A 23,564-nucleotide genomic window follows, 5' to 3' on the forward strand; every position below is an offset into this window, starting at 1 on the left:
TGGGTTACTGCGTCGGTGTTGCGTCAGTCGCCGGCCCGGTCGAACCGCGGCGGGCGCTTCTCGCGCAGGCTGGCCACGCCCTCGCGCACGTCGGGGCCGGCAAAGCCCATGAATTCCAGCGCCAGCGAGCTGTCGAACGACGGCCCCGCCATGCGCAGCCAGTTGTTGAGCGCGTACTTGGTCCAGCGGATCGCGGTCTGCGAGCCCTCGGCCAGCCTGCGCGCCACCTCGAAGGCGCGCCCGACCAGCTCCGATTCGTCCACCACCAGCGACACCAGCCCGATGCGCTCGGCCTCTTCGCCGCTCACCGACTCGCACAGCATCAGATAGTACTTGGCCTTGGCCATCCCGCACAGCAGCGGCCACACGATCGCCGCGTGGTCGCCGGCCGCCACGCCCAGCCGGGTGTGGCCGTCGACGATGCGCGCGGTGCGCGCCGCGATCGAGATGTCGGCCAGCAGCCCGGCCACCAGGCCCGCGCCCACGGCCGGGCCGTGCATGGCGGAGACGATCGGCTTGTCGCAGTTGATCACGTTGTAGACCAGGTCGCGCGCCTCGTGCCACACGCGCGTGCGGGTGGCGAAGTCGTTGGCCATGTCCTCCACCAGAGAGAGGTCGCCGCCGGCCGAGAAGCCCTTGCCCTCGCCGCGGATCAGCGCCACGCGGATGTCGGGGTCGGCGGACACGTCGCGCCAGATCTCGGCCAGCTCGCGGTGCATGTTGGCGTCGGCGGTGGCCAGCTTGCCGTTGGCGGACTGGCCGGCGCCCATCACGATCTCCAGGATGGGGCCGTGCCGGCGCAGCGTCAGCGCGCTGTAGCGGGCATAGCGTGGCGAGAGCGGAGAGGGCGGGGTAGCGCCTTGCGGCGGGGAGGGCGGCGAAGACTGCGGGGGAAGCGCGTTCATGGGCAGCGATGGCCTCGGCCATTCCGTAGGGGAACATGGGCCGGGCCGCGCCAGGCGGCCCGGGGCACCGCCGGCGGCCGGTGGTAATTGGCAGACCGGGCGGTCGGTCAATTATAAGCGTGCCTGCCGCGCCGCCGCGCGCGGACTTCAGCCGCGCGCCGACACCAGCTGGTCGATGGCGCCGAACACCGAGTGTCCCTGCGCGTCGAACATCTCGATCTTGACCGCGTCGCCGAACTTCATGAAGCCGGTGGCGGGCTGGCCGCCGTCGATGATCTCCAGCATGCGCTTCTCGGCGATGCAGCAGTAGCCCTTGCTGCGGTCCACGTTGGAGATGGTGCCCGAGCCGACGATGCTGCCGGCGCGCACGTTGCGCGTCTTGCAGATGTGGGCGATGAGCTGGCCGAAGTCGAACACCATGTCGGTGCCGCAGTCGGGCCAGCCCACTTTCTTGCTGTTCCAGTGCACGGTCATGGGCAGGTGCACGCGGCGCTCGCGCCAGGCTTCGCCGAGTTCGTCGGGCGTCACCGCCACCGGCGAGAACGCCGTGGCCGGCTTGCTCTGGAAGAAGCCGAAGCCCTTGCCCAGCTCGGCCGGGATCAGGTTGCGCAGCGACACGTCGTTGGCCAGCATCAGCAGGCGGATGCCTTCGGCGGCCTGCTCGGGCGTGGCGCCGGCCTTGACGTCGCCGGTGATGACGGCCACCTCGGCCTCGAAGTCGATGCCGTGGGCCTCGCTGGCGCACACGATGTCGTCGTGCGGGCCGATCAGGTCGTCGGAGCCGCCCTGGTACATGAGCGGGTCGGTCCAGAATTCGGGCGGCATCTCGGCGCCGCGCGCGCGGCGCACCAGCTCGACGTGGTTGACGTAGGCCGAGCCGTCGGCCCACTGGTAGGCGCGCGGCAGCGGCGCCATGCAGGCGCGCGCGTCGAACGCGAACGGGTGGCGCGCGCGGCCGGCGTTGAGCGCGTCGTAGACGTCCTGCAACTGCGGCGCGTAGAACTGCCAGTCGTCCAGCACGGTCTGCAGCTTGCCGGCGATGTCGTTGACGTAGTGCGCGGTCTTGAGGTCGCGCGAGACGACCACGAGCTGGCCGTCGCGGGAGCCGTCCTTGAGGGTGGCGAGTTTCATGTATTCAGGTGCATTGGGACAAAGCGGAAGACCGCGCCGCGCATCCTCGCGGTGCCGGCGCGGCGCGACCGCTAGTCTACCGTGATGCCCTTGGCCTTGATCAGTTTGCCCCAGCGCTCGGATTCCGCGCGCGCGTACTGCGCGAATTCCTCGGGCGTGCCGGACACCGGCTCCACGCCGATGCCCTCGAAGCGCTTCTGCACCTCGGGGCTCCTGAGCGCCCGGGCCAGCTCGGCGTTCAGGCGCGCCACCACCGGCCGCGGCGTGCCCGCCGGCGCCACCACGCCCTGCCAGGCGTAGGCCTCGAAGCCGGGCACGCCGGCCTCGGCCACGGTCGGCACCGCCGGCAGCGCGGCCAGGCGCCGCGGCGTGGCCGCGCCGAGCGCGCGCACCTTGCCGGCGATGATGTTCTGCTGGCCCGCGGCGAGGTCGAGGAACATCAGGTCGACCTGGCCCGCCAGCAGGTCCTGCACCGCGGGCGCGGCGCCCTTGTACGGCACGTGCGTCATCTTCGTGCGGGTCTGGTCCATGAACAGCTCCATCGCCAGATGGTGCGGGCTGCCGGCGCCGGGCGAGGCGAAATTGACCTTGCCCGGGTTCTGCTGCGCGTATTCCACCGCCTCCTTGAGCGTGCGCGCCGGGAAGTTCGGCGCGGCCACCAGGATCAGCGGGAAGCGCGCCACCAGGCCGACGTGCACGAAGTCCTTGCCGGCGTCGTAGGGCAGCTTCCTGTAGAGCGCGGGATTGGCCGCCAGCGTGGCGGTGTCGGCGGTCAGCAGCGTGTAGCCGTCGGGCCTGGCGTGAGCCACCGCGTCGGCGCCGACGATGGTGGCGGCGCCGGGGCGGTTGTCGATCACCACCTGCTGGCCCAGCGCCGGCGCGATGGCCTGGCCCAGGGTGCGCGCCACCACGTCGGTGCCGCCGCCGGCCGGATAGGGCACCACCCAGCGCACCGGCTGGCTCGGCCACGCGTCCGCGGCGCGGGCCGGCTGGCCGGCGGCGAGGCCCAGCGCCAGCAGCGCGAGCAGGGGCAGTGGGCGGGCGAGGCGAAAGGGGCGGCGGGATGCGGAAACGGCGGTGTCGCCGCGGGGCGCGAGGCGGGTCATCTTGGTTGTCTCCTGATGGAAGGCGGCCGCGCCATGTGCATTGCATGGCGTCGTGCCGGCGGCTCGTTATGCGCGGAAAGTCTACCGGCGGTTTAAAAATCGGTAAATCGATTTCGCTATAGTAAATTCACGGCTGAGCCGGCGCGGCGAGTCTGGTGTAATGTGACGCGCGCCGTCCATTGCCGTCCATTGCCGTCCGCCGTTTCGTTTTTCCGCCCCGCCATCCTCCCACCCCGCTGCCGCATGACCGAACCCGAAGAAGACGATTCCAAGCTGCGCTCCGGCATCCAGTCGATCGAGGTCGGCTTCAAGCTGCTGCAGGCGCTGGCCGCCTCGCCGCGCGCGATGATGCTGCGCGACCTCGCCGCCGCCGCCGACATGAACCCGGCCAAGGCGCACCGCTACCTGGTCAGCTTCCAGCGCCTGGGCGTGGTGGCGCAGGACCCGGTGGGCGGCCGCTACGACCTCGGGCCGTTCGCGCTGCAGCTCGGCCTGGCCGGCCTGAACCGGCTCGATCCGGTCAAGAAGGCGCGCCCGGTCCTGTCGCAGTTGCGCGACGAGATCGACCAGACCGTCGGCATCGCCGTGTGGGGCAACCACGGCCCGACCATCGTGCACTGGGAGGAGTCCAGCCACCCGGTGACGGTGAGCCTGCGCCTGGGCGACGTGATGCCCATGCTCAACTCGGCCACCGGCCGGCTGTTCGGCGCCTACCTGCCGAAACAACAGACGCGGGCGCTGGTCGAACGGGAACTGGCCGAGCGCGGCCGCGACGACCTGCCCGACCTGCCGCGCTCGCCGGCCGACTACGACGCGGTCTGCGCCGAGGTGCGCGCGCGCGGCGCGGCGCGCATCCGGGGTGGCGTGCTGCCTGGCATCAATGCGTTCTCGATGCCGGTGTTCGACGCCAACGGCCATGTCGCGATGGCGCTGATCGCGCTCGGCGCGCAAAGCGTATTCGATGCAGAATGGGGTGGCGCGGTGGACCGCCGCATGCGCGACGTCGCCCGGCGCATTTCTTCGGAGCTTGGTTATCTTGATGGCAGCCCGACGCACGGGGCGGACGATTCGAAAGGCGCCTCCCGCTAGGCCCGGCCCGCGCCGCCTGCGCTGGGTGCTGGCGCTCGCGCTGGTGCTGGCGGTTCACCTGGGCGTCGTGCTCGGCCTGATGCATCTGCCGGGGCCGCATGTCGATCCCGCCGACCTGCCCGCGCTCGAAGCGATTCTGCTGCCGCCGCCCGCGCCGCCCGCGGAAAAGGCGCCGCCGCCGGCGCAGAAGCGCCGCCCCGCGCACCCCACGCTGGCACCCGCGCCCGCTCCGCAACCCGAGACCCCGCCCGCCGTGCCGGCGCCCGAGGCTCCCGCGCTGGCGGGCGGCTCCGCGAGCCCCGCCGCGGCGGGCGGCGGCGGCGACGCCGGCACTGCCGCCTCCGCGCCGCCGGCGGCGCCCGCCTCGGCCGCCGCGCCCGCGCCGGCGCCGGCCGACACCACCCGCTACGCGGCGCCGCCGTCGACGCTGCTGCACTACGCCAGCTTCGTCAACGGCATCCAGAATCCGGACGGCCTGATCCGCTGGCAGAACGACGGCAGCCGCTACCGGCTGGAGGTGGAAACGCACGTGCTGTGGTTCCGCTTCGCCTTCTTCAGCAGCGGCGCGCTGGGCGAGCACGGGCTGGCGCCCGAGCGCTACGAGGAAAGCCGCCGCAGCCGCGTGGAGGCGGCCCGCTTCGACCGCGCCGGCGGCCTGCTGGTGTTCGAAGGGCGCGACAAGCAGGTGCCGCTGCCGCCCGCCGCGCAGGACCGTTTCAGCGTGTTCCTCCAGCTGGTGGGCATGGTGCGCGGCGATCCGCAGCGCTACGCCGCGCCGGGCGTGACCGAGAGCTTCGAGGTAAGCGACACGCGTGACCTGGAGCCGATGCAGGTGCAGTATGTGGGGGAAGAGGACGTCGATACGGGCCAGGGCGCGGTGCGGGCCAAGCACTTCGTGCGCCTGCCGCGGCACCCCGGCGACCGGCGCCGCGTGGAAGTGTGGCTGGCGCCGTCGCTGCAATGGCTGCCGGTCAGGCTGCGGCAGACCGAGCCCGACGGCACGCAGATCGAACTCGTCTACCGCGACAGCGAAGCGCTGCGCTGAGCCCGCCGCATGCCGCGCCCCGCGGCGGCGGGGCGCGGTGGCCGGTCGTGTCGTCGTCATTCGTGCCGTCGTCATTTCAGGAGGTCCGCCATGCATGCCGTCCAGCCACCCACCGAAAGCCGCCGCGTGCGCGTCGGCGACATCAGCCTGCATGTGCGCATCGACGGCGGCGACGGCCCCTGGGTGATCCTGGCGCACGCGCTCGGCGCCGACCACACCCTGTGGGACGCCACCGCGCGGCACCTGGCGCCGCGCTACCGCGTGCTGCGCTACGACCTGCGCGGCCACGGCCAGAGCGACGCGCCGATCGGCGCCTACTCGATGATCCGGCTGGCCGACGACGTGGCCGGCCTGATGGACGCGCTGGCGGTGCCGGAGGCGCATTTCGCCGGCGTGTCGGTCGGCGGCATGATCGGCCAGACCCTGGCGCTGCGGTATCCCGAGCGGCTGCTGTCGCTCACGCTGGTCGACACCATCGACCGCACGCCGCTCGAGGCGCACCCGATGTGGCACGAGCGCATCGGCCACGTGGAGGCGCACGGCATGGCCGGCGTGGTCGACGGCACGCTGCAGCGCTGGCTGACCGGACCGTTCCGCGCCGCGCACCCGGACGAGGCCGAGCGTGTGCGCCGGATGCTGCTGGCCGCGCCGGTGCACGGCTACGTGGGCACGGCGCTGGCGATCATGGCGTTCGACCTGGCCGGCGCCATCGCGCGCATCCGCTGCCCCACGCTGGTGGTGGCGGGCGAGGAAGACCAGAGCGCGCCGCCGGCGATGGCGCGCGCGATCGCCGGCGCGATCCCGGCCGCGCGGCTGGAGATCCTGCCGCGCGCGGCGCACCTGGCCCACATCGAGCAGGCCGAGCGCTTTCATGCGGTGCTCGACGCATTTCTCGGCAGTGCCGCCTGCGGGGCCCAGTGCGCCGCGCCATGAGCAAGACTTTTCCGCCCGGCTCAAGAACTTGCCGGCACCGCCGTTGCCCAATATGACGAGGGAACGCTTATCGGGCAGTAAAGCGGTCGTTCGAGCGGTTCGCCGGCAGGGAATCTTGAAAACACGGCGGACGCCCTCAGCTTGGAGGTGAAATCGCGGTGGGGCCGGGGCACGATTCCGGCGAATGCAACAACGATGGGCCCGCCGCCAACCCATGACAGCCCGGAGGTGTGCCATGCAAATGATCTACAACAGCGACAACTATTGCATCGTCGAGTTTGGCGCGGATGTCGAGCATGCGCCTCTTGCCTCGGGCGGCTATGAAATCGTCGACAAGAACCTGAAACGCGAGATCTTCCTCGGCGGCCAGATGGCCGAGAGCTTTCGCGCGGACGTGAAGCGTCTGATCGAAAGCGAGCCGTCGGTGGAAGAGGTGGATGATTTCCTCGGGAAGTTCGATACCGTGATGACGCATCCGCTGGTGATGCACTGAACGCAGCCGACGCGGCGGGGCCGCCGTCCTTCCCCCGCGGAAGGGCGGCGCCGGCAGCCGGCTTCGCGCAGCAGGAAAGCCCGTGCCGCCGAGCGCACGGGCTTTTTGCTTCTTGCCGCGCGCGCAAGTGCCGGCGCAGCGGTTCAGTACTGTTCCCAGGGCAGGCCGGCGTGGCGCCAGCCGTTGAGCGTGTTGCGGTGGCGCTCGGCGTCGAGGTCGCCCTCGAAGCCATGCAGCACGCTGTAGACCGTGCTGAAGCCCGCGCCTTCGAGCGCGCGCGCGGCCGCCGCCGAGCGGTTGCCGCTGCGGCAGATCAGCAGCACCGGCCGCGCCGAGGCCTGGCCGGCCAGCTTCTTCACCGCCTGCACGAAATGCGGGTTCACCTCCCAGTCGGGCCCGTCGTTCCACGGCACGTTGTGCGCGCCCTTGGGATGGCCGACGAACAGGTATTCCATCTCGCTGCGGCAGTCGATGAAGAGCGCGTCGGGCGATGCGCCGAGCAGGGCCTGCGCGTCGACGGGGCTGAGGTGTTGCATGGGCTGGGTTTGCGTTGGGGTTGGGGGAGGGCGGGATTTCCGCAGTGTAGGGCCGGCGCCGGCCGGGCCGCAACCGCCGGGCCGCGCGCGAGGCATCCGGCGGCGGCGCCGCGTAATCCGCAAACCATTGATGTAACTGATAAAATCGACATCTTTTCCCTGCCGCAGAAGCCCCTCATGAGCGCCGCCCCAAGTTCCGCCTCGCTGCCCGCCGCGCATCCGCCGGCGCGCCCCTACACCCGCGCGGCCAGCCTGCCCGCCCTGCTGCGCCAGCGCATCCTGATCCTGGACGGCGCGATGGGCACCATGATCCAGCGCTACAAGCTGTCCGAGGCGGACTACCGCGGCGAGCGTTTCGCCGGCCACCACGTGGACGTCAAGGGCAACAACGAGCTGCTGCTGCTCACGCGCCCGCAGGTCATCAGCGAGATCCACGAGCAGTACCTGGCCGCCGGCGCCGACCTGATCGAGACCAACACCTTCGGCGCCACGCGCGTGGCGCAGGAGGACTACAAGATGGCCGGGCTGGCCTACGAGATGAACGTCGAGGCGGCGAAGCTCGCGCGCGCCGCCTGCGACAAGTACAGCACGCCGGACAAGCCGCGCTTCGTGGCCGGCGCGTTCGGCCCCACGCCCAAGACCGCCAGCATCTCGCCGGACGTCAACGATCCCGGCGCGCGCAACGTCAGCTTCGAGGAGCTGCGCCAGTCCTACTACGAGCAGGGCAAGGGGCTGCTCGAAGGCGGCGCCGACGTGTTCCTGGTCGAGACCATCTTCGACACGCTCAACGCCAAGGCCGCGCTGTTCGCCATCGACCAGTTGTTCGAGGACACCGGCGAGCGCCTGCCGGTGATGATCTCCGGCACCGTGACCGACGCTTCCGGCCGCATCCTGTCGGGCCAGACCGTGGAGGCGTTCTGGAACAGCCTGCGCCACGCGCGCCCGATCACGTTCGGCCTGAACTGCGCGCTCGGCGCCACGCTGATGCGCCCGTACATCGCCGAGCTGGCCAAGATCTGCGACGCGGCGGTGTCGTGCTACCCGAACGCCGGCCTGCCCAACCCGATGAGCGACACCGGCTTCGACGAAACCCCGGAAGTCACCTCGTCGCTGGTGGACGAGTTCGCCGCCTCCGGCCTGGTCAACCTGGTGGGCGGCTGCTGCGGCACCACGCCCGAGCACATCGCCGCCATCGCGCAGCGCGTGGCCAGCCGCAAGCCGCGCACCTGGCCCGGCCAGTACCGCGACAGCGGCAGCGACGACGCAGCCGCAGCGTGAACCCGCCGCGCGCCCACGAGCCCACCGAACAAGACCAAGCCATGACCCAAGCTACCCTGCCGCCGCGCCCGATGCGCCTGTCCGGCCTCGAACCCTTCACCATCGACGAGGACACGCTGTTCGTCAACGTCGGCGAGCGCACCAACGTCACCGGCTCCAAGGCCTTCGCGCGCATGATCCTCAACGGCCAGTTCGACGAGGCCCTGGCGGTGGCGCGCCAGCAGGTCGAGAACGGCGCGCAGATCATCGACATCAACATGGACGAGGCCATGCTGGACTCCAAGGCCGCCATGATCCGGTTCCTCAACCTGATCGCCTCGGAGCCGGACATCGCGCGCGTGCCGATCATGCTGGACTCGTCCAAGTGGGAAGTGATCGAGGCCGGCCTGCAGTGCGTGCAGGGCAAGCCGGTGGTCAACTCGATCTCGCTCAAGGAAGGCGAGGCGCAGTTCCGCCACCACGCCGGGCTGATCCGCCGCTACGGCGCCGCCGCCGTGGTGATGGCGTTCGACGAGAAGGGCCAGGCCGACACCTACGCGCGCAAGACCGAGATCTGCAAGCGCAGCTACGACATCCTCGTGGGCGAGATCGGCTTCCCGCCCGAGGACATCATCTTCGACCCGAACATCTTCGCGGTGGCGACCGGCATCGAGGAGCACAACAACTACGCGGTGGACTTCATCGAGGCCACCGCGTGGATCAAGCAGAACCTGCCCTACGCCAAGGTCAGCGGCGGCGTGTCCAACGTGTCGTTCTCGTTCCGCGGCAACGACGCGGTGCGCGAGGCCATCCACACCGTGTTCCTGTACCACGCGATCAAGGCGGGCATGGACATGGGCATCGTCAACGCCGGCCAGCTCGGCGTGTACGACCAGCTCGACCCCGAGCTGCGCGAGCGCGTGGAAGACGTGGTGCTCAACCGCCGCGAGGACGCCACCGACCGCCTGCTCGAGATCGCCGACCGCTTCAAGGGCGGCGGCGCCAAGAAGGAAGAGAACCTGCTGTGGCGCGGCACGCCCGAGAACCCGGTGCCGGTGGGCGAGCGCCTGGCGCACGCGCTGGTGCACGGCATCACCACGTTCATCGTCGAGGACACCGAGGAAGTGCGCCAGCAGGTCGAGGCGCGCGGCGGCCGCCCGATCGAGGTGATCGAAGGCCCGCTGATGGACGGCATGAACATCGTGGGCGACCTGTTCGGCGCCGGCAAGATGTTCCTGCCGCAGGTGGTCAAGAGCGCGCGCGTGATGAAGCAGGCGGTGGCCCACCTGCTGCCCTACATCGAGGAGGAGAAGCGCCTGCTGGCCGAGGCCGGCGGCGACGTCAGGGCGCGCGGCAAGATCATCATCGCCACGGTCAAGGGCGACGTGCACGACATCGGCAAGAACATCGTGTCGGTGGTGCTCCAGTGCAACAACTTCGAAGTGGTCAACATGGGCGTGATGGTTCCGTGCAACGAGATCCTGGCGCGCGCCAAGGTCGAGGGCGCGGACATCGTCGGCCTGTCCGGGCTGATCACGCCGTCGCTCGAGGAAATGGCCTACGTCGCCTCGGAGATGCAGCGCGACGACTACTTCCGCATCAAGAAGATCCCGCTGCTGATCGGCGGCGCGACCACCTCGCGCGTGCACACCGCGGTCAAGATCGCGCCCAACTACGAAGGCCCGGTGGTCTACGTGCCGGACGCCTCGCGCTCGGTCAGCGTGGCCTCGAGCCTGCTGTCCGACGAAGGCGCGGCGCGCTACCTCGACGAGCTGAAGACGGACTACGAGCGCATCCGCCACCAGCACGCCAACCGCAAGGCCACGCCGATGGTGACGCTGGCGCAGGCGCGCGCCAACAAGACCAGGATCGACTGGAGCGCCTACGTGCCGCCCAAGCCGAAGTTCATCGGCCGGCGCGTGTTCCGCAACTACGACCTCGCGGAGCTGGCCAACTACATCGACTGGGCGCCGTTCTTCCAGACCTGGGACCTGGCCGGCAAATTCCCCGACATCCTCAACGACGAGATCGTCGGCGAGTCCGCGCGCAAGGTCTTCTCCGACGGCAAGGCCATGCTGTCGCGCCTGATCCAGGGCCGCTGGCTGAGCGCCAACGGCGTGCTGGCGCTGCTGCCGGCCAACACCGTCAACGACGACGACATCGAGATCTACACCGACGAGAGCCGCGGCCAGGTCGCGCTGACCTGGCACAACCTGCGCCAGCAGAGCGAGCGCCCGGTGATCGACGGCGTGATGCGCCCCAACCGCTGCCTGGCCGATTTCATCGCGCCCAAGGACAGCGGCATCGCCGACTATATCGGCGTGTTCGCGGTCACGGCGGGCATCGGCGTGGACAAGAAGGAAGCCCAGTTCGAGGCCGACCACGACGACTACAGCGCGATCATGCTCAAGTCGCTGGCCGACCGCCTGGCCGAGGCCTTCGCCGAATGCCTGCACGAGCGCGTGCGCCGCGATCTGTGGGGCTACGACGCCGGCGAGGTGCTGACCAACGACCAGCTGATCGAGGAGCGCTACCGCGGCATCCGCCCCGCGCCCGGCTACCCGGCCTGCCCGGAGCACACCGTCAAGGCGCCGATGTTCGACTACCTCAACGCCGCCGAGATCGGCATGGGCATCACCGATTCGCTGGCCATGACGCCGGCCGCGTCGGTGAGCGGCTTCTATCTCGCGCATCCCGAGTCGACGTATTTCTCGGTCGGCAAGATCGGCCAGGACCAGCTCGACGACATGGCCGCGCGCCGCGGCGAGGAACGCAGCGTGCTCGAGCGCGCGCTCGCGCCGAACCTGTAACCGCATCTGCGCGGCGCGCGCGCCGATATGCGCCGATACGCGCCGCCGCCGCGCCGCAAGCCGTTGGGCAGGCAGGGAAAATGCCCGCCCGCGCGCGGCGGCGCGACCTCGGCGGGGCTTCACCACTCCTTACAAGGCATTACATCTCCTAACAGACCGCGCCGCGGCGCGTCCCTAGACTTGGGGGCTCACATCAAGTGAACGCCGCGGCGAGCGTTTCGCCGCGGAGCCAACTGCAAGGAGCCTCTCCATGAACAAACTGCTGATCTCCCTTTCCGCCCTGTCGATCGCCGCCGCTTCGTCGCTGGCCCTGGCGCAAGGTACCGGCGCCGATGCCAAGGCCGGCGCCGCCGGCACCCTGGCGGCGCCCGCGGTGAGCGCGCCCGCGGACAAGGGCGTGGCGGCCGGCGCGGATGTGAACGCGGGCAGCGACAAGGGCGCGGACGCGAAGGCCGGCGCGCACGCCAGGACCGGCAAGCATGTCAGCCACGCCAAGGCCAGGAAGGGAACCGCCGCCGAGACCGGCGCCACGGCCGACACGGGCGCCGCGGCCAAGGTCCAGTAAGCCCGCCAGGGACTGCTGGCTTGCGCTCTTCTCCCGCTTGCGGGAGAGGAGCCGGGGGCCGGAGCATCAACGAAGTCATCGTCCTCCCGCCCCCATTCTCCATCCCCATTCCGCCCCCCTGCCACCGCGCCTTGTCAGCCTTACACCGACATTCCCGCGGCTTTGTAACCACTACAATGTTTCAGTCCACTGGCCCAGTGGGCATGCCCGTTCCGACCGGAACGGCGCATCCATGCCCAGGGAGAGACCCATGATCCGCGTCCTGATCGCCGACGATCACCAGATCGTGCGCGCCGGTCTGCGCCAGTTCATCTCCGACGAGCCCGACATCCGGGTGGAAGGGGAAGCTGCCAGCGGCGACGAAGTCATGACCCGGCTGCGCGAGCACGAGTTCGACGTGGTCGTGCTCGACATCTCGATGCCCGACCGCAACGGCATCGACGTGCTCAAGCTGCTGCGCCAGCGCCATCCCGACCTGCCGGTGCTGATCCTGTCCACCTACCCGGAGGACCAGTACGCCATCAACCTGATCCGTGCCGGCGCCTCGGGCTACCTCACCAAGGAAAGCGCGCCGGACGATCTCGTCAAGGCGATCCGCACCGTGGCCCAGGGCCGCCGCTACGTCAGCGCGACGGTCGCGGACCTGCTGATCGGCGGGCTCGACAAGCCGACCGACCAGCCGCTGCACCAGACCCTGTCCAAGCGGGAATTCCAGATCTTCTGCAAGCTGTCGCGCGGCCAGTCGGTCTCCGTGATCGCCGACGAGCTGTTCCTCAGCGTCAAGACCGTCAGCACGTACCGCTCGCGCATCCTGGAAAAGATGGGCATGAAGACCAATGCGGACCTGACCTACTATGCCATCAAGAACGGGCTGGTGGAGTAGGCGCCGCGCCGGCCGCGGCGGCAGAACCATCGCTTGGCCGACACCCCTGTAGGACGGACGCCGATAGTTGCTTTCCATGCCCAGTTGCTACCATTGAATCATGTCGGATCAAGCTGCGGCCTCTTCGTATCGCGCGCTGCGGGTCTTGCTCATCGAGGACTCGGCGGTCCTGCGGGGTATGTTGCTTGAGTACCTGACCGCGTTTCCGTTCGTCGAGGCCGTGGATTGGGCGGATACCGAAAGCTCGGCGCTGCGCCTCTACGAGGCGGGCAGGCACGAGGTCGTCATCGTCGACCTGCAGCTGCGGCAGGGCAACGGCATCAACGTGCTGCGCGCCATGCGGAAATCCGTGCCCTCGGGCATCCGCATCGTGTACACGAATCACGCGCAGGTGCCGACCTACCGGCGCCAGTGCGCCGAGGCCGGAGCCGACTACTTCTTCGACAAGTCGCTCGAGCTCGAGCAGGTATTTCGCGTCATCGAGGAATACGCGCAGGCGGGCGCCTGAACCGGCGGCCGCGCCGCCGCGGCCTTTCCCTCTGGCGCATTCCCGTCGCGGCGCCGCCGCGTCAACCACGCAAGGAGAAAATCATGAGAAGACTGATGGCGTTGTTCGCCCTGGCGGGTGTCGTCCTGGTGACCGGCTGCAATACCGTGGCGGGCGCGGGCAAGGACATAGAGCGCGGCGGCGAGAAAATGCAGGGCGCCGCCGAGGACACCAGGCAGAAGATGTAAGGCAGCGGCGCGGCGCCGCGAACGAAAACGGCGGACGCTCCGGTGTTCCGCCGTTTTTTTATGGGCTGCTGGCAGGCCTGCGGTTGCCGCAGGTTTGCTCCCCTCTCCCGCAGGCGGGAGAGGGGAGACCACAGGCGATGCGGGCTAACCCGGCGCGCGCGGCGTCCCGGCCTCGCCGGACGGCGCGGGCGCTTCGGCATCCGCCGCCTCGCCAGGGGGATCCTGCGCCGCCTCGCCGAACGCCTCGTCGTCGTTGCGCTCGGGCGCCACGATGGCGTCGGTCAGCGGCACTTCCACGTGGATGGTCACGCCGGCGCCGGGCCGCGAGCGGATGTCGATGGTGCCGCCGAGCGCGATCACGCGCTGCTCCATGCCCAGCAGGCCGTGGTGCCCGGCCGTGCGGCGCGTCTCGAAATCCTCGGGCAGGCCGCGGCCGTTGTCGCTGACCTCCAGCGTGAGCATGCCGCCGCCGTCGTCCAGCGTGATGGTCACGCGCTTCGCCTCGGCGTACTTGCTGGCGTTGGTCAGCGATTCCTGCACGATGCGGTAGAGCGCGATGGCGGCATCGTCGCGCAGCGGCGGCACGCTCTCGCCGAGCAGCACGTCGGCCTCCCACTGGTTGCGCGCGGCGACTTCCTCGGCCAGTTGGCCGATGGCTTCCTTCAGGCCCAGGTTGAGCAGCACCGTGGGCCGCAGGTCCTCGATCAGGCGCCGCTTGATCTGGATGCCCTGGTCCACGTGCAGCATCACGCGGGTGAGCTTTTCCTTCACGTCGGGATGGGTGTCCTCCAGGCGCCGGCGCACCCAGTGCATGTCGAGCTTGGTGGCGGTCAGGATGGCGCCGAGCTCGTCGTGCAGCTCGCGCGCCAGGCGCGTCTTCTCGTCCTCGGTGACGCGCTGCAGGTGCGAGGCCAGCGCCGACAACTGGCGCGTGCGCGCGCGCACCATGCGCTCCAGGCGCGCGCTTTCCTCTTCCAGCTCGCTGCGCGCGGCTTCGGACACCGCCATGCGGCGCGAGTGCTGCAGGCCGACCACGACCAGCAGCACGATGTTGATGGCCGTCAGCAGGCCGATGCCGTAGCGCGACAGCGCCAGGTCGCGGTCGGCGTACTCGAGGCTGCGCGAGACCGAGGCGGACTCGCGCGCGAGCAGCGCCTCGAGCCCGCGCCGCGCGTTGTCCATCGTCTGCTTGCCGAAGTCCGTGCGCACCAGGTCGAGCGCCACTTCCACGTCGCGCTTGCCGTAGATCAGCGTCAGGTCCATCTCGGTGAGCTTGCGGTTGACGGCGGTGGACGCCGCGGCGAACAGCTTGAGCGATTCGGGATCGTTGGCGTAGCGGTTGCGCAGCGCGCTCATCAGCGCATTGATGCGCGGCAGGGCCTGGTAGTAGGGCTGCAGGTAGTTTTCCTTGCCGGTCAGCAGGAAGCCGCGCTGGCCGGCCTCGGCATTGACCAGCTCGCCGATCAGCGAGGTGATCTGGCCCTGCACCTGCTGCGACTGGATCACCTGGGTATAACCCTCGCGCAGGCGGATGTTGCCCGCCTCGGAGGCCATCAGCACCACCACCGTCAGCAAGATGCCGCCAGCCAGCAGCAGCGTGGAGCGCAGCATGGACTGCTTGAACATTGTCGTTTCCCGATGCCGGGGCGGGGCCGGGACTGCGCCGGCACGCGGCGGCGCCGGGCGGTGGGGCATGCCGGCCGCGCACCCTGTCGGCGACGATGGAAGCATATCGGCGCGGCCCGGTCAACCTGCCGCGCGGCGCCGGTGCCCGCCGGCCCGCGCCGGCATTGGCCTTGTAGGAATCCGCTGACACCGGAATCGGTGGCGCGGGGGTGCCTGCGCCGGGGCGCGCTTTCTACCATGAATCCATGAGCTTGCGCCTGCCGCGCGAGCCGCACAGCGCAGCAAGGAGAAACGCCGATGCTCAAGTGGGCACTGATCTTCGCCGTGGTTTCCGTGATCGCGGGCCTGCTCGGCTTTACCGGCATCGCCGCCGGGGCCGCCGGCATCGCCAAGATCCTGTTCTTCATCTTCGTGGTGCTGTTCGTGCTGTTCCTGGTCCTCGGCGTGACCGTGTTCAGGGCGGTGAAGTAGCAGGCGCCGGACAGACCGCGGAACGCCGCCGCAGCACCCGCGCGCGGGGCCGAACCCATCCAGGGAGCCGTCATCATGTTGCACTACGCACTCGTATTTTTCGTCATCGCGCTGATCGCGGCGCTGTTCGGCTTCGGCGGCATCGCCGCGGGGGCCGTCGAGATCGCCAAGATCCTGTTCTTCATCTTCCTGGTGGTGGCGCTGGTGACGTTCGTCATCAGCCTGGTCAGGCGATAGGCGCCGCGGGAACGATGGCCAGGACAGACATGGAGGGACAACGATGCTGACCCACAACCCGAAGGTCCGGAAGGAACTTGCGCACCTGGCCGACAGCGCCGGCAGCACGGTGCGCCAGATGCGGCATGCCGCGCGCGACACGCGCGGCGCGGCGCGCGACGCCGCCGGCCCGGTGGCCGAGGAAGTGCGCTCGCTGATCGCGCAGCTCGAGCAGACGATGGAAGTGCTGGGGCGCGAAGGCTCGTCCGAGGCCGTGCAGGCCGGGCGGCGCCTGCAGGACCGCGCCCGCGCGCTCGGCGAGCATCTGCGCCAGGCCACGCTGGATGGCGCCAGCCGCGCCCGCGAGCGGGTCGACCACGCCGTGGAGGGCGTGCAGCAGCGCGTGGTCGAGTCGCCGCTGAAGGCGCTCGGCATCGCCGCCGCGGTCGGCGCCTTCGTCGGCCTGCTGCTGGCGGTCAACGGCCGCGCCGGCCGGGGCGGCGACTGACGCCGCGCGCGGCCCCCGCGCCCCGGCCACGCGCCGCAGGCGAGGGCAGATTCTCGCCTTCGGGGCGGCGAATGCCGCATCGGGCGCCCCGAGGCCGCCGCCGACCGGTTTTGACTCCTTTCGACCCGCTTCGACCCGCTTCGACCCCTTTCGACCGCTTTGATCTTCACCCCCCTTCCGGATCTGCCTCCCTGATCCGGCAAGCCCGGCCGGCCCCGGCCGGGCTTCTTTTTTTCCGGCGCCGGCCAGACGCGACAAAGCCCGCGTCAGCGGGCTCCGGCGGAACGGGAACAGCAAGGAACAACGGCAACGGCAGGGCGCGGACGGCGCCGCTAGACGCCCCACATCACTTCGGTGTTCTCGCGCTGCGAGGCGCGCAGCATGTCCAGGAACGGAAAGGCGCGCTGGCCCAGGTGCAGCGGCTCTTCCTCGTCCTCGTCGGCCTTGTCCGGCGACACCGCCGATTCCGCCGGGTGCGCCCGCCTGGCGTCGGCGACCGCGGCCTCGAGCTTGTGGATCGCGCGCGGCAGCTCATCGGCGGTGATCACCCCGCGTTCTCCCAGGTGCTTGCCGATAATCCCGAGTAGCGTGACGGCGAGATCCTTCATCATGATGAGGTCTTGCGCCGCGTGGGATTTGAAGGTGATCAGCATGATATTTCCTTTCCTTGGCTACAGCGAACTGACGAGACCGCGCGTCGTGTCCCGGAATCGGGGCGGGGGCGCGCAGCGGCCGGTTTGGGGCGCGCTGCATGATGTCAGCATAGCACCTGATAAAATCCGCGTTCTGCAATTCATTGCCTGCCACGCGACGCGGCATCCACATGCCGCCGCGTGACGGTGCCGCCACGGCGGGACTGCCGCGCCGGCACCGTACAACTGCCCCCGGGGCCACGATACATCCATGCTGCCTGTTCAGACCACCAATCTCGCCGCCGCGTTCGACGACGCCGTGCGCGCCCTCGCCCCGGCCGGCGCCACGCTGCCCGCCGCGACCTTCGAGCGCCCCAAGGCCGCCGCCCACGGCGACCTCGCCTGCAACCTCGCCATGCAGGTCGCGCGCGCGCTCAAGCGCAACCCGCGCGAGCTGGCCCAGCAGATCGTCGACGCGGTCAAGGCCGACGCGCGCACCGCGGACCTGGTGGCCGGCATGGAGATCGCCGGGCCCGGCTTCATCAACCTGCGCCTGACGCCGGCGGCCAAGGCCGACGTGCTGCGCGCGGTGCTCCAGCAGGGCGACCGCTACGGCGCCCAGGCGCGGGGCGCGCGCGGCAACGTGCTGGTGGAGTTCGTCTCGGCCAACCCGACCGGGCCGCTGCACGTCGGCCACGGCCGCCAGGCGGCGCTGGGCGACGCGCTGGCCAACCTGCTCGACTGGCAGGGCTTCGCCGTGCACCGCGAGTTCTACTACAACGACGCCGGCGTGCAGATCCAGACCCTGGCGCTGTCGGTGCAGGCGCGCGCGCGCGGCCTCAAGCCGGGCGACGCGGGCTGGCCCGAGTCGGCCTACAACGGCGACTACATCGCCGACATCGCCGCCGACTTCCTGGCCGGCAAGAGCGTGCGCGCCTCCGACGGCGACGCCGTCACCGCCTCCGGCAACGTCGAGGACATCGACTCGATCCGCAAGTTCGCCGTGGCCTACCTGCGCAACGAGCAGGACATCGACCTGCGCGCGTTCGGCGTCAAGTTCGACCGCTATTACCTGGAATCGTCGCTGTACACCGACGGCAAGGTCGAAGCCGCCGTGCAGTCGCTGGTCGCCAAGGGCAAGACCTACGAGAACGAGGGCGCGCTGTGGCTGCGCACCACCGACGACGGCGACGACAAGGACCGCGTCATGCGCAAGGGCGACGGCACCTACACCTACTTCGTGCCCGACGTGGCCTACCACACCACCAAGTGGGAGCGCGGCTTCGCCAAGGTCATCAACGTGCAGGGCAGCGACCACCACGGCACCATCGCGCGCGTGCGCGCCGGCCTGCAGGGGCTGGAGATCGGCATCCCGGTCGGCTATCCCGACTACGTGCTGCACAAGATGGTCACGGTCATGCGCAACGGCGAGGAGGTCAAGATCTCCAAGCGCGCCGGCTCCTACGTGACCGTGCGCGACCTGATCGAGTGGAGCAACGGCGCCGAGGGCGGCGAGACCATCCGCGGCTGCCTGGAGGCGGGCGTGGCGGACTGGCCGTCGCACTTCACGCGCGGGCGCGACGCGGTGCGCTTCTTCCTGCTGTCGCGCAAGGCGGACACCGAGTTCGTGTTCGACGTCGACCTCGCGCTCAAGCAGAACGACGAGAACCCGGTGTACTACGTGCAGTACGCCCATGCCCGCATCTGCTCGATCTTCGAGTCGTGGGGCGGCGCCGGCTGGGAAGCCAGGCTCGCCGCGCTGGTCGGCACCGACCTGGCGCCGGTGACGGGCGCGGACGCCAGCCCGCAGGCGCTCGCGCTGGGGCAGCGCCTGGCCGACTTCCCCGACATGCTGGCCGCGGCGGCGGCGGAACTGGCGCCGCACGCGGTGGCGTTCTACCTGCGCGACCTCGCCGGCGACTTCCACGCCTTCTACAACACCGACCGCGTGCTGGTGGACGACGAGCCGGTCAAGCTGGCGCGCCTGGCGCTGCTGGCCGCCACGCGCCAGGTGCTGCGCAACGGCCTGGCGGTGATCGGCGTGTCCGCGCCGCAGCGGATGTAAGTCCCTGCTTACCGCGGCCGCGCCGGGCCGGCGGCCGCGCGTGTCGTCCTGACCACAGACAGTGATGCGTGTCACGGCGCAGGCTCTATAATCGCGCCATCACGCAAGAGGAATTCATGCAACAGCAACGCAAGCGCGCTCCGCGCAATGCCAGCCGCGCCCCGCAGCGCGGCGGTACGTTCCTGGGACTGGTGCTGGGCCTGATCGTCGGCCTGGCGATCGCGGTGGTGGTCGCCTTGTACATCACCCGTTCCCCGGCGCCATTCCAGCAGAAGAACGGACAGAAGCAGGCCGAGCCCGGCAACGTCGTCAGCAACCTGCCCGCGCCGGCGCAGGAAGCCCCGAGCGATCCGAACAAGCCGCTGTGGAGCAAGACCCCGGCCAAGCCGGTCGGCCCCGCCGCCGAGCCCGACCAGCCCGCCGGCCCGGCGCCCACGGTCAGGCCGGCCGAGCGCCCGGCGCCGCCGGTGGTCGCCACCCGCCCGGCCGACAAGCCGGCCGAGCGGCCTGCCGAAAAACCGGCCGACAAGCCCGCCGCGGTGGCGCAGAAGCCCGCCGACAAGGCGGCCGAGAAGCCCGCCGAGAAGCCGGTCGCCGACCCCATCGCCGAGATCGCCCAGGCCGACGCCAACAAGGTCGGCTACCTGCTGCAGGTGGGCGCCTTCCGCTCGCAGGACGACGCCGACCGCCAGAAGGCCAACCTCGCCATGCAGGGCTTCGAGGCCAAGGTGACGGAGCGCGAGGTCAACGGCGTCAAGCTGTACCGCGTGCGCCTGGGGCCGTACAACAGGATCGAGGACATGAACCGCTCGCGCGACCGCCTGCAGTCGTCGGGATTCGAGGCTTCGGTCATCCGCTTCACCAAGCAGTAAGCAACCGTAACCAAGCCGGCGCGCCGCCGCTGAACCGGAAAGCCCGGCCGCTGTCATACGCACATCGCCCATTCTCGAAAGCCGCGCCTTATGAAGAAACTCGCCACCTTGTTCGCCACGCTGGTCGCCGTGACCGGTTTCCTGATGAATGCGCCCGCGCAGGCCGCCGCGCCCGCCGCCGGCAAGGAATACCAGGTCCTGAAGGCGCCGCAGCCCGTCACGCCGGGCAAGATCGAAGTCACCGAGTTCTTCTGGTACGGCTGCCCGCACTGCTTCGACTTCGAGCCCGAGCTCGAGGCGTGGGTCGGCAAGCAGGGCAAGGACGTGGTGTTCAAGCGCGTGCCGGTGGCCTTCCGCGACGACCTGCTGGCGCACACCAAGATCTTCTACACGCTGGAAGCGCTGGGCAAGCTCGACGCCATGCACGGCAAGGTCTTCAACGCCATCCACGTCGAGCGCAAGCGCATGCTCGACCCGAACGAGATCGCCGACTTCATGGCCAAGAACGGCATCGACCGCAAGGCCTTCCTCGACACCTACAACTCGTTCTCGGTGACGACCAACTCGCAGCGCGCCAACAAGATCGCCGACGCCTACAAGATCGACGGCGTGCCGACCATCGTGGTGCAGGGCAAGTACGCGACCTCGCCGTCCATCGCCGGCACCAAGGCCGCCGCCATCCAGACGATGGACTACCTGGTCGGCCAGGTGCGCGACAAGAAGCTGTAATCTTCCCCGCGGCGGCAGCCGGCCCGACGGCCGCGCCGCCGCCGGCCCGACCGGCAGCGCTGGCTCCCAGCCGCCGGACCGCATCGGGCGGGTCCGCCGGCATGGCCATGTTGCGGTTTTCCCCTGGACCCTTCCCATCCCGATGCGAGCTCAGAAAGTCTTCCTTACCGGCGCGTCGAGCGGACTCGGCCAGGCCCTGGCGCGCGAGTACGCCGCGCGGGGCGCCATCCTCGGGCTGGTCGGCCGGCGCGAAGCCGCGCTGCGCGAGCTCGCCGCCAGCCTGCCGAACCCCAACGCGGTGCGCGTCTATGCCGCCGACGTGCGCGACGCGGCCGCCATGCAGGCCGCCGCGCAGGACTTCCTCGATCATTTCGGCTGCCCCGACGTGGTGATCGCCAACGCCGGCGTGTCGGTGGGCACGGTCGCCAGCGAGCGCGAGGACCTCGAAGCGTTCCGCATGGTGATGGACACCAACTGGTTCGGCGTGCTCACCACCTTCCAGCCGTTCCTGCAGCCGATGCGCGCGCGCGAGCCCGGCGCCGGCGGCTGGCGCGGCACGCTGGTGGGCATCGCCAGCGTGGCCGGCGTGCGCGGCCTGCCCGGCGGCGGCGCCTACAGCGCCTCCAAGTCCGCCGTCATCAAGCTGCTGGAAAGCCTGCGCCTGGAGCAGCGCCGCGAGCGCATCCGCGTGGTCACGATCGCGCCCGGCTACATCCGCACGCCGATGACCGAGCACAATCCCTACCGCATGCCGTTCCTGATGGACGCCGACGTGTTCGCCCGCAAGGCCGTGCGCGCGATCGCCGCGGGCCGGCGCTTCGCCGTGTTGCCGTGGCAGATGGGCGTGGTCGCCTCCGTCCTGCACCTGATGCCGCGCTGGCTCTACGACGCGCTGTTCGCCCGCGCGCCGCGCAAGCCGCGCGGCCCGGACCGCCAGCCATGAGCTGGCAGGATGCCGCCGGCGCCTGGCACGGCGCGGCCGGCGGCGCGGTCCGCATCGCCTCGCTGGTGCCTTCCGTGACCGAGCTGCTGTTCGCGCTCGGGCTGGGGCCGCGCGTGGTGGCGCGCACCGGCTTCTGCGTCCATCCCGAGCCGGCCGTGCGCGCCGTCGCCAAGGTGGGCGGCACCAAGGACGTCCGGCTCGAGCGCCTGCGCGCGCTGGCGCCCACCCACGTCATCGTCAACATCGACGAGAACCGCCGCGAGACCGTCGACGAGATCCGCGCGTTCGTGCCGCACGTGATCGTGACGCACCCGTGCGCGCCCGAGGACAACCTCGCGCTGTACCGGCTGCTGGGCGGCGTCTTCGGCCGCGAGGCCGAGGCCGGCGCGCTGTGCGGCGCGCTGGAGGCGGTGCTGGCGCAGGCGCGGGCCCGGCCGTGGCCGGCGCGCCGGGTGCTGTACGCGATCTGGCAGGACCCGTGGATGACGGTGTCGCGCGACACCTACATCAGCCGCATGCTGGCGCTGGTCAACTGGCGGACCTGGCCGGCGGCGCCGGCGCAGGCGTGCGTGGACGGCGATTGCAGCCGGCCCAACGCGCCCGATGCGCGCTATCCGAGCTTCCGCTGGAGCGACGCGCTGGTGCGCGAGCTCGACCTCGTGCTGCTGTCCACCGAGCCCTACCGCTTCACCGAGGCGCACGCCGACGCGCTCGAGCGGCAGCTCGGCAAGGAAGTGCTGCTCGCGGACGGCGAGATGGTGTCGTGGTACGGCAGCCGCGCGGTGGACGGCGTGCGCTACCTGATGGACCTCGCCGCGCAGGTCTGACGCACCGTTCCGGCGCGGCTGTCCGGCGGGGCCTCAGGCCCGGAACCGCACGATGCCGTCGTCGCCCACTTCGCGGCGCACTTCGCCTGCGTGCCACAGCAGGTGCAGGTGCGCCAGCGCCTCGCCCATCGCGAAGGTCATCTGGTGGATGTCGAACTGCCGGTTGAAGATCACGCCGACGATGTCGTGCGCGTTGCAGGCAGCCCGCGCGCACGCCGCGCGCGTCTCGGCCAGCCGCTCCACGTGGTGCTCGCGCAACTGGCGGATGCGCGTGTGCAGGTTGCGGAACGGCTTGCCGTGCGACGGCAGGATCAGCACGTCCTGCGGCAGCGGCTCGTACTTGCCGAGCGAATCGAGGTAGAGCCTGAGCGGGTTGGCCTCCGGTTCCATGTCGAACACGCTGACGTTGGTGGAGATGCGCGGCAGCACCATGTCGCCGGAGATCAGCACGTTGGTGGCGGCGTTGTACAGCGCCACGTGCTCGGGCGCGTGGCCGAAGCCGGTGATCACGCGCCAGCCCGAGGTGGCCGGGTCGGTGCCGATATGGACCGTGTCGCCGTCCATCAGGCGGCGGTACTGGCCCGGCAGGTCGGGCACCAGCGACGGGTAGTAGCTCTTGCGCGCGCGCAGCTTCTCCAGGCTGTCGGGGTCGGTCAGGCCGTGGCGGGCGAAGTGGCTGGCGGCGAAGTCGCCGCCGGCGTTGGAGCCGGCGCCGGTGCCGCCGCCCATCACGCGCGCGTTCATGTAGTCGCCCAGGCTCATCCACAGCCGCACGTCCCAGCGCTTGCACAGCCAGTGCGCCAGCCCGATGTGGTCCGGGTGGCAGTGCGTGGCCAGCACGCGCAGCACCGGCAGGCCTTCGAGCTCGTTGGCGAAGATGGTTTCCCAGTGCGCCTTGATGGTGTCGCTGGTGATGCCGCAGTCGATCACGGTCCAGCCGTCGCGCCCGTCGAGCCGGTCGCGCAGCAGCCACAGGTTGATATGGTCCAGCGCGAACGGCAGCGGCATGCGCAGCCAGTACACGCCGGGCGCGACTTCCTGGCGGGCGCCGGCGAGCGGCAGGGTGTCGCCGAACGGGTATTGGAGCTGGTGTTCGAGTGCGTTCATGAGCGTCTCTCCGGTCCGAAGCCCTGCGCGCGCGCGGCGCGGGCGGGCTTTCTTGTCATGGTGCCGCGGACCGCGGAGGC

The 23,564-nt window shown here is 70.4% G+C and carries 25 protein-coding genes; 18 read left to right on the top strand and 7 right to left on the bottom strand.

The genetic code is table 11. From position 1 onward, the window contains the following. Positions 1–23 precede the first annotated feature (23 nt). From ACWTPI_RS00690 to ACWTPI_RS00700, 3 genes are all read right to left on the bottom strand, one after another. Positions 24–905, bottom strand: a complete 882-nt coding sequence (locus tag ACWTPI_RS00690; protein ID WP_020206566.1) for an enoyl-CoA hydratase/isomerase family protein — start codon at positions 903–905, stop codon at positions 24–26. 147 nt (positions 906–1,052) lie between these two features. Beyond that, positions 1,053–2,036: a fumarylacetoacetate hydrolase family protein gene (locus ACWTPI_RS00695; protein WP_454730726.1), complete on the bottom strand. Its 984-nt coding sequence runs from the start codon at positions 2,034–2,036 to the stop codon at positions 1,053–1,055. Positions 2,037–2,107: 71 nt separating this feature from the next. Continuing rightward, complete coding sequence (locus tag ACWTPI_RS00700) at positions 2,108–3,142, bottom strand: Bug family tripartite tricarboxylate transporter substrate binding protein (RefSeq protein WP_454730727.1); 1,035 nt, start codon at positions 3,140–3,142, stop codon at positions 2,108–2,110. Between the two features lie 243 nt (positions 3,143–3,385). Between ACWTPI_RS00700 and ACWTPI_RS00705 the strand changes: the two genes are divergently transcribed. The 4 genes from ACWTPI_RS00705 to ACWTPI_RS00720 all read left to right on the top strand — a co-directional run bounded on the left by ACWTPI_RS00705 (position 3,386) and on the right by ACWTPI_RS00720 (position 6,702). Further along, positions 3,386–4,231 carry an IclR family transcriptional regulator gene (locus ACWTPI_RS00705; protein ID WP_059414729.1) on the top strand — a complete coding sequence of 282 codons (846 nt, stop codon included), beginning with the start codon at positions 3,386–3,388 and terminating at the stop codon, positions 4,229–4,231. Continuing rightward, entirely contained in the window at positions 4,182–5,276 is a 1,095-nt protein-coding gene (locus tag ACWTPI_RS00710) for a DUF3108 domain-containing protein (RefSeq protein WP_454732430.1), read from the top strand. The genes ACWTPI_RS00705 and ACWTPI_RS00710 overlap by 50 nt, the downstream gene beginning before the upstream one ends. Before the next feature lie 90 nt (positions 5,277–5,366). Beyond that, complete coding sequence (gene pcaD, locus ACWTPI_RS00715; protein WP_454730728.1) at positions 5,367–6,209, top strand: 3-oxoadipate enol-lactonase; 843 nt, start codon at positions 5,367–5,369, stop codon at positions 6,207–6,209. Positions 6,210–6,444: 235 nt separating this feature from the next. Beyond that, positions 6,445–6,702, top strand: a complete 258-nt coding sequence (locus ACWTPI_RS00720) for a BTH_I0359 family protein (protein WP_017227282.1) — start codon at positions 6,445–6,447, stop codon at positions 6,700–6,702. Between the two features lie 143 nt (positions 6,703–6,845). Here the strand turns inward: ACWTPI_RS00720 and ACWTPI_RS00725 are convergent, their stop codons facing one another. After that, a complete protein-coding gene (locus ACWTPI_RS00725; RefSeq protein WP_020206339.1) occupies positions 6,846–7,238 on the bottom strand; it encodes a rhodanese-like domain-containing protein in 393 nt (130 codons plus the stop codon). Between the two features lie 177 nt (positions 7,239–7,415). Here ACWTPI_RS00725 and ACWTPI_RS00730 point away from each other — a divergent pair, with 177 nt between their 5' ends. The 6 genes from ACWTPI_RS00730 to ACWTPI_RS00755 all read left to right on the top strand — a co-directional run bounded on the left by ACWTPI_RS00730 (position 7,416) and on the right by ACWTPI_RS00755 (position 13,488). After that, positions 7,416–8,516 (top strand): homocysteine S-methyltransferase family protein, encoded by a 1,101-nt coding sequence (locus tag ACWTPI_RS00730; protein WP_454730729.1) that lies wholly within the window; start codon positions 7,416–7,418, stop codon positions 8,514–8,516. A 41-nt stretch (positions 8,517–8,557) separates the two neighbouring features. Continuing rightward, a complete protein-coding gene (metH, locus tag ACWTPI_RS00735) occupies positions 8,558–11,305 on the top strand; it encodes a methionine synthase (protein ID WP_454730730.1) in 2,748 nt (915 codons plus the stop codon). A 250-nt stretch (positions 11,306–11,555) separates the two neighbouring features. Beyond that, complete coding sequence (locus tag ACWTPI_RS00740) at positions 11,556–11,870, top strand: hypothetical protein (protein WP_020206336.1); 315 nt, start codon at positions 11,556–11,558, stop codon at positions 11,868–11,870. A 250-nt stretch (positions 11,871–12,120) separates the two neighbouring features. Beyond that, positions 12,121–12,753 (top strand): response regulator, encoded by a 633-nt coding sequence (locus tag ACWTPI_RS00745; RefSeq protein ID WP_059414755.1) that lies wholly within the window; start codon positions 12,121–12,123, stop codon positions 12,751–12,753. A 100-nt stretch (positions 12,754–12,853) separates the two neighbouring features. Beyond that, on the top strand, positions 12,854–13,261 hold the full coding sequence (locus tag ACWTPI_RS00750; RefSeq protein WP_029044305.1) for a response regulator: 408 nt from the start codon (positions 12,854–12,856) through the stop codon (positions 13,259–13,261). Positions 13,262–13,344: 83 nt separating this feature from the next. Beyond that, on the top strand, positions 13,345–13,488 hold the full coding sequence (locus ACWTPI_RS00755) for an entericidin A/B family lipoprotein (RefSeq protein ID WP_020206332.1): 144 nt from the start codon (positions 13,345–13,347) through the stop codon (positions 13,486–13,488). 144 nt (positions 13,489–13,632) lie between these two features. Here the strand turns inward: ACWTPI_RS00755 and ACWTPI_RS00760 are convergent, their stop codons facing one another. Beyond that, positions 13,633–15,114 (bottom strand): CHASE3 domain-containing protein, encoded by a 1,482-nt coding sequence (locus tag ACWTPI_RS00760; protein ID WP_454730731.1) that lies wholly within the window; start codon positions 15,112–15,114, stop codon positions 13,633–13,635. A 297-nt stretch (positions 15,115–15,411) separates the two neighbouring features. Between ACWTPI_RS00760 and ACWTPI_RS00765 the strand changes: the two genes are divergently transcribed. From ACWTPI_RS00765 to ACWTPI_RS00775, 3 genes are all read left to right on the top strand, one after another. Continuing rightward, positions 15,412–15,585 (top strand): DUF1328 family protein, encoded by a 174-nt coding sequence (locus tag ACWTPI_RS00765; protein WP_020206330.1) that lies wholly within the window; start codon positions 15,412–15,414, stop codon positions 15,583–15,585. A gap of 75 nt (positions 15,586–15,660) precedes the next feature. Next, complete coding sequence (locus ACWTPI_RS00770; RefSeq protein ID WP_020206329.1) at positions 15,661–15,822, top strand: DUF1328 domain-containing protein; 162 nt, start codon at positions 15,661–15,663, stop codon at positions 15,820–15,822. A gap of 43 nt (positions 15,823–15,865) precedes the next feature. Beyond that, a complete protein-coding gene (locus ACWTPI_RS00775; RefSeq protein WP_454730732.1) occupies positions 15,866–16,309 on the top strand; it encodes a DUF883 family protein in 444 nt (147 codons plus the stop codon). 332 nt (positions 16,310–16,641) lie between these two features. Here the strand turns inward: ACWTPI_RS00775 and ACWTPI_RS00780 are convergent, their stop codons facing one another. Next, on the bottom strand, positions 16,642–16,962 hold the full coding sequence (locus ACWTPI_RS00780) for a DUF1840 domain-containing protein (protein WP_020206327.1): 321 nt from the start codon (positions 16,960–16,962) through the stop codon (positions 16,642–16,644). Positions 16,963–17,212: 250 nt separating this feature from the next. Between ACWTPI_RS00780 and argS the strand changes: the two genes are divergently transcribed. The 5 genes from argS (at position 17,213) to ACWTPI_RS00805 (ending at position 22,377) form a co-directional block, all read left to right on the top strand. Beyond that, a complete protein-coding gene (argS, locus tag ACWTPI_RS00785; RefSeq protein WP_454730733.1) occupies positions 17,213–19,006 on the top strand; it encodes an arginine--tRNA ligase in 1,794 nt (597 codons plus the stop codon). A 116-nt stretch (positions 19,007–19,122) separates the two neighbouring features. After that, positions 19,123–19,878, top strand: coding sequence for an SPOR domain-containing protein (locus tag ACWTPI_RS00790; RefSeq protein ID WP_020206325.1), 756 nt, complete (start codon positions 19,123–19,125; stop codon positions 19,876–19,878). A gap of 90 nt (positions 19,879–19,968) precedes the next feature. Next, positions 19,969–20,607 carry a thiol:disulfide interchange protein DsbA/DsbL gene (locus tag ACWTPI_RS00795; protein WP_020206324.1) on the top strand — a complete coding sequence of 213 codons (639 nt, stop codon included), beginning with the start codon at positions 19,969–19,971 and terminating at the stop codon, positions 20,605–20,607. Between the two features lie 142 nt (positions 20,608–20,749). Then, positions 20,750–21,550, top strand: coding sequence for an SDR family oxidoreductase (locus tag ACWTPI_RS00800; RefSeq protein ID WP_454730734.1), 801 nt, complete (start codon positions 20,750–20,752; stop codon positions 21,548–21,550). Next, positions 21,547–22,377 carry a helical backbone metal receptor gene (locus ACWTPI_RS00805; protein WP_454730735.1) on the top strand — a complete coding sequence of 277 codons (831 nt, stop codon included), beginning with the start codon at positions 21,547–21,549 and terminating at the stop codon, positions 22,375–22,377. Before ACWTPI_RS00800 ends, ACWTPI_RS00805 begins: the two co-directional genes overlap by 4 nt. Before the next feature lie 33 nt (positions 22,378–22,410). On the opposite strand, the gene ACWTPI_RS00810 is transcribed toward ACWTPI_RS00805, so the two are convergent. Further along, a complete protein-coding gene (locus ACWTPI_RS00810; protein ID WP_020206321.1) occupies positions 22,411–23,484 on the bottom strand; it encodes an MBL fold metallo-hydrolase in 1,074 nt (357 codons plus the stop codon). Positions 23,485–23,564: the final 80 nt, after the last annotated feature.

Source organism: Cupriavidus ulmosensis (genome assembly GCF_977008105.1).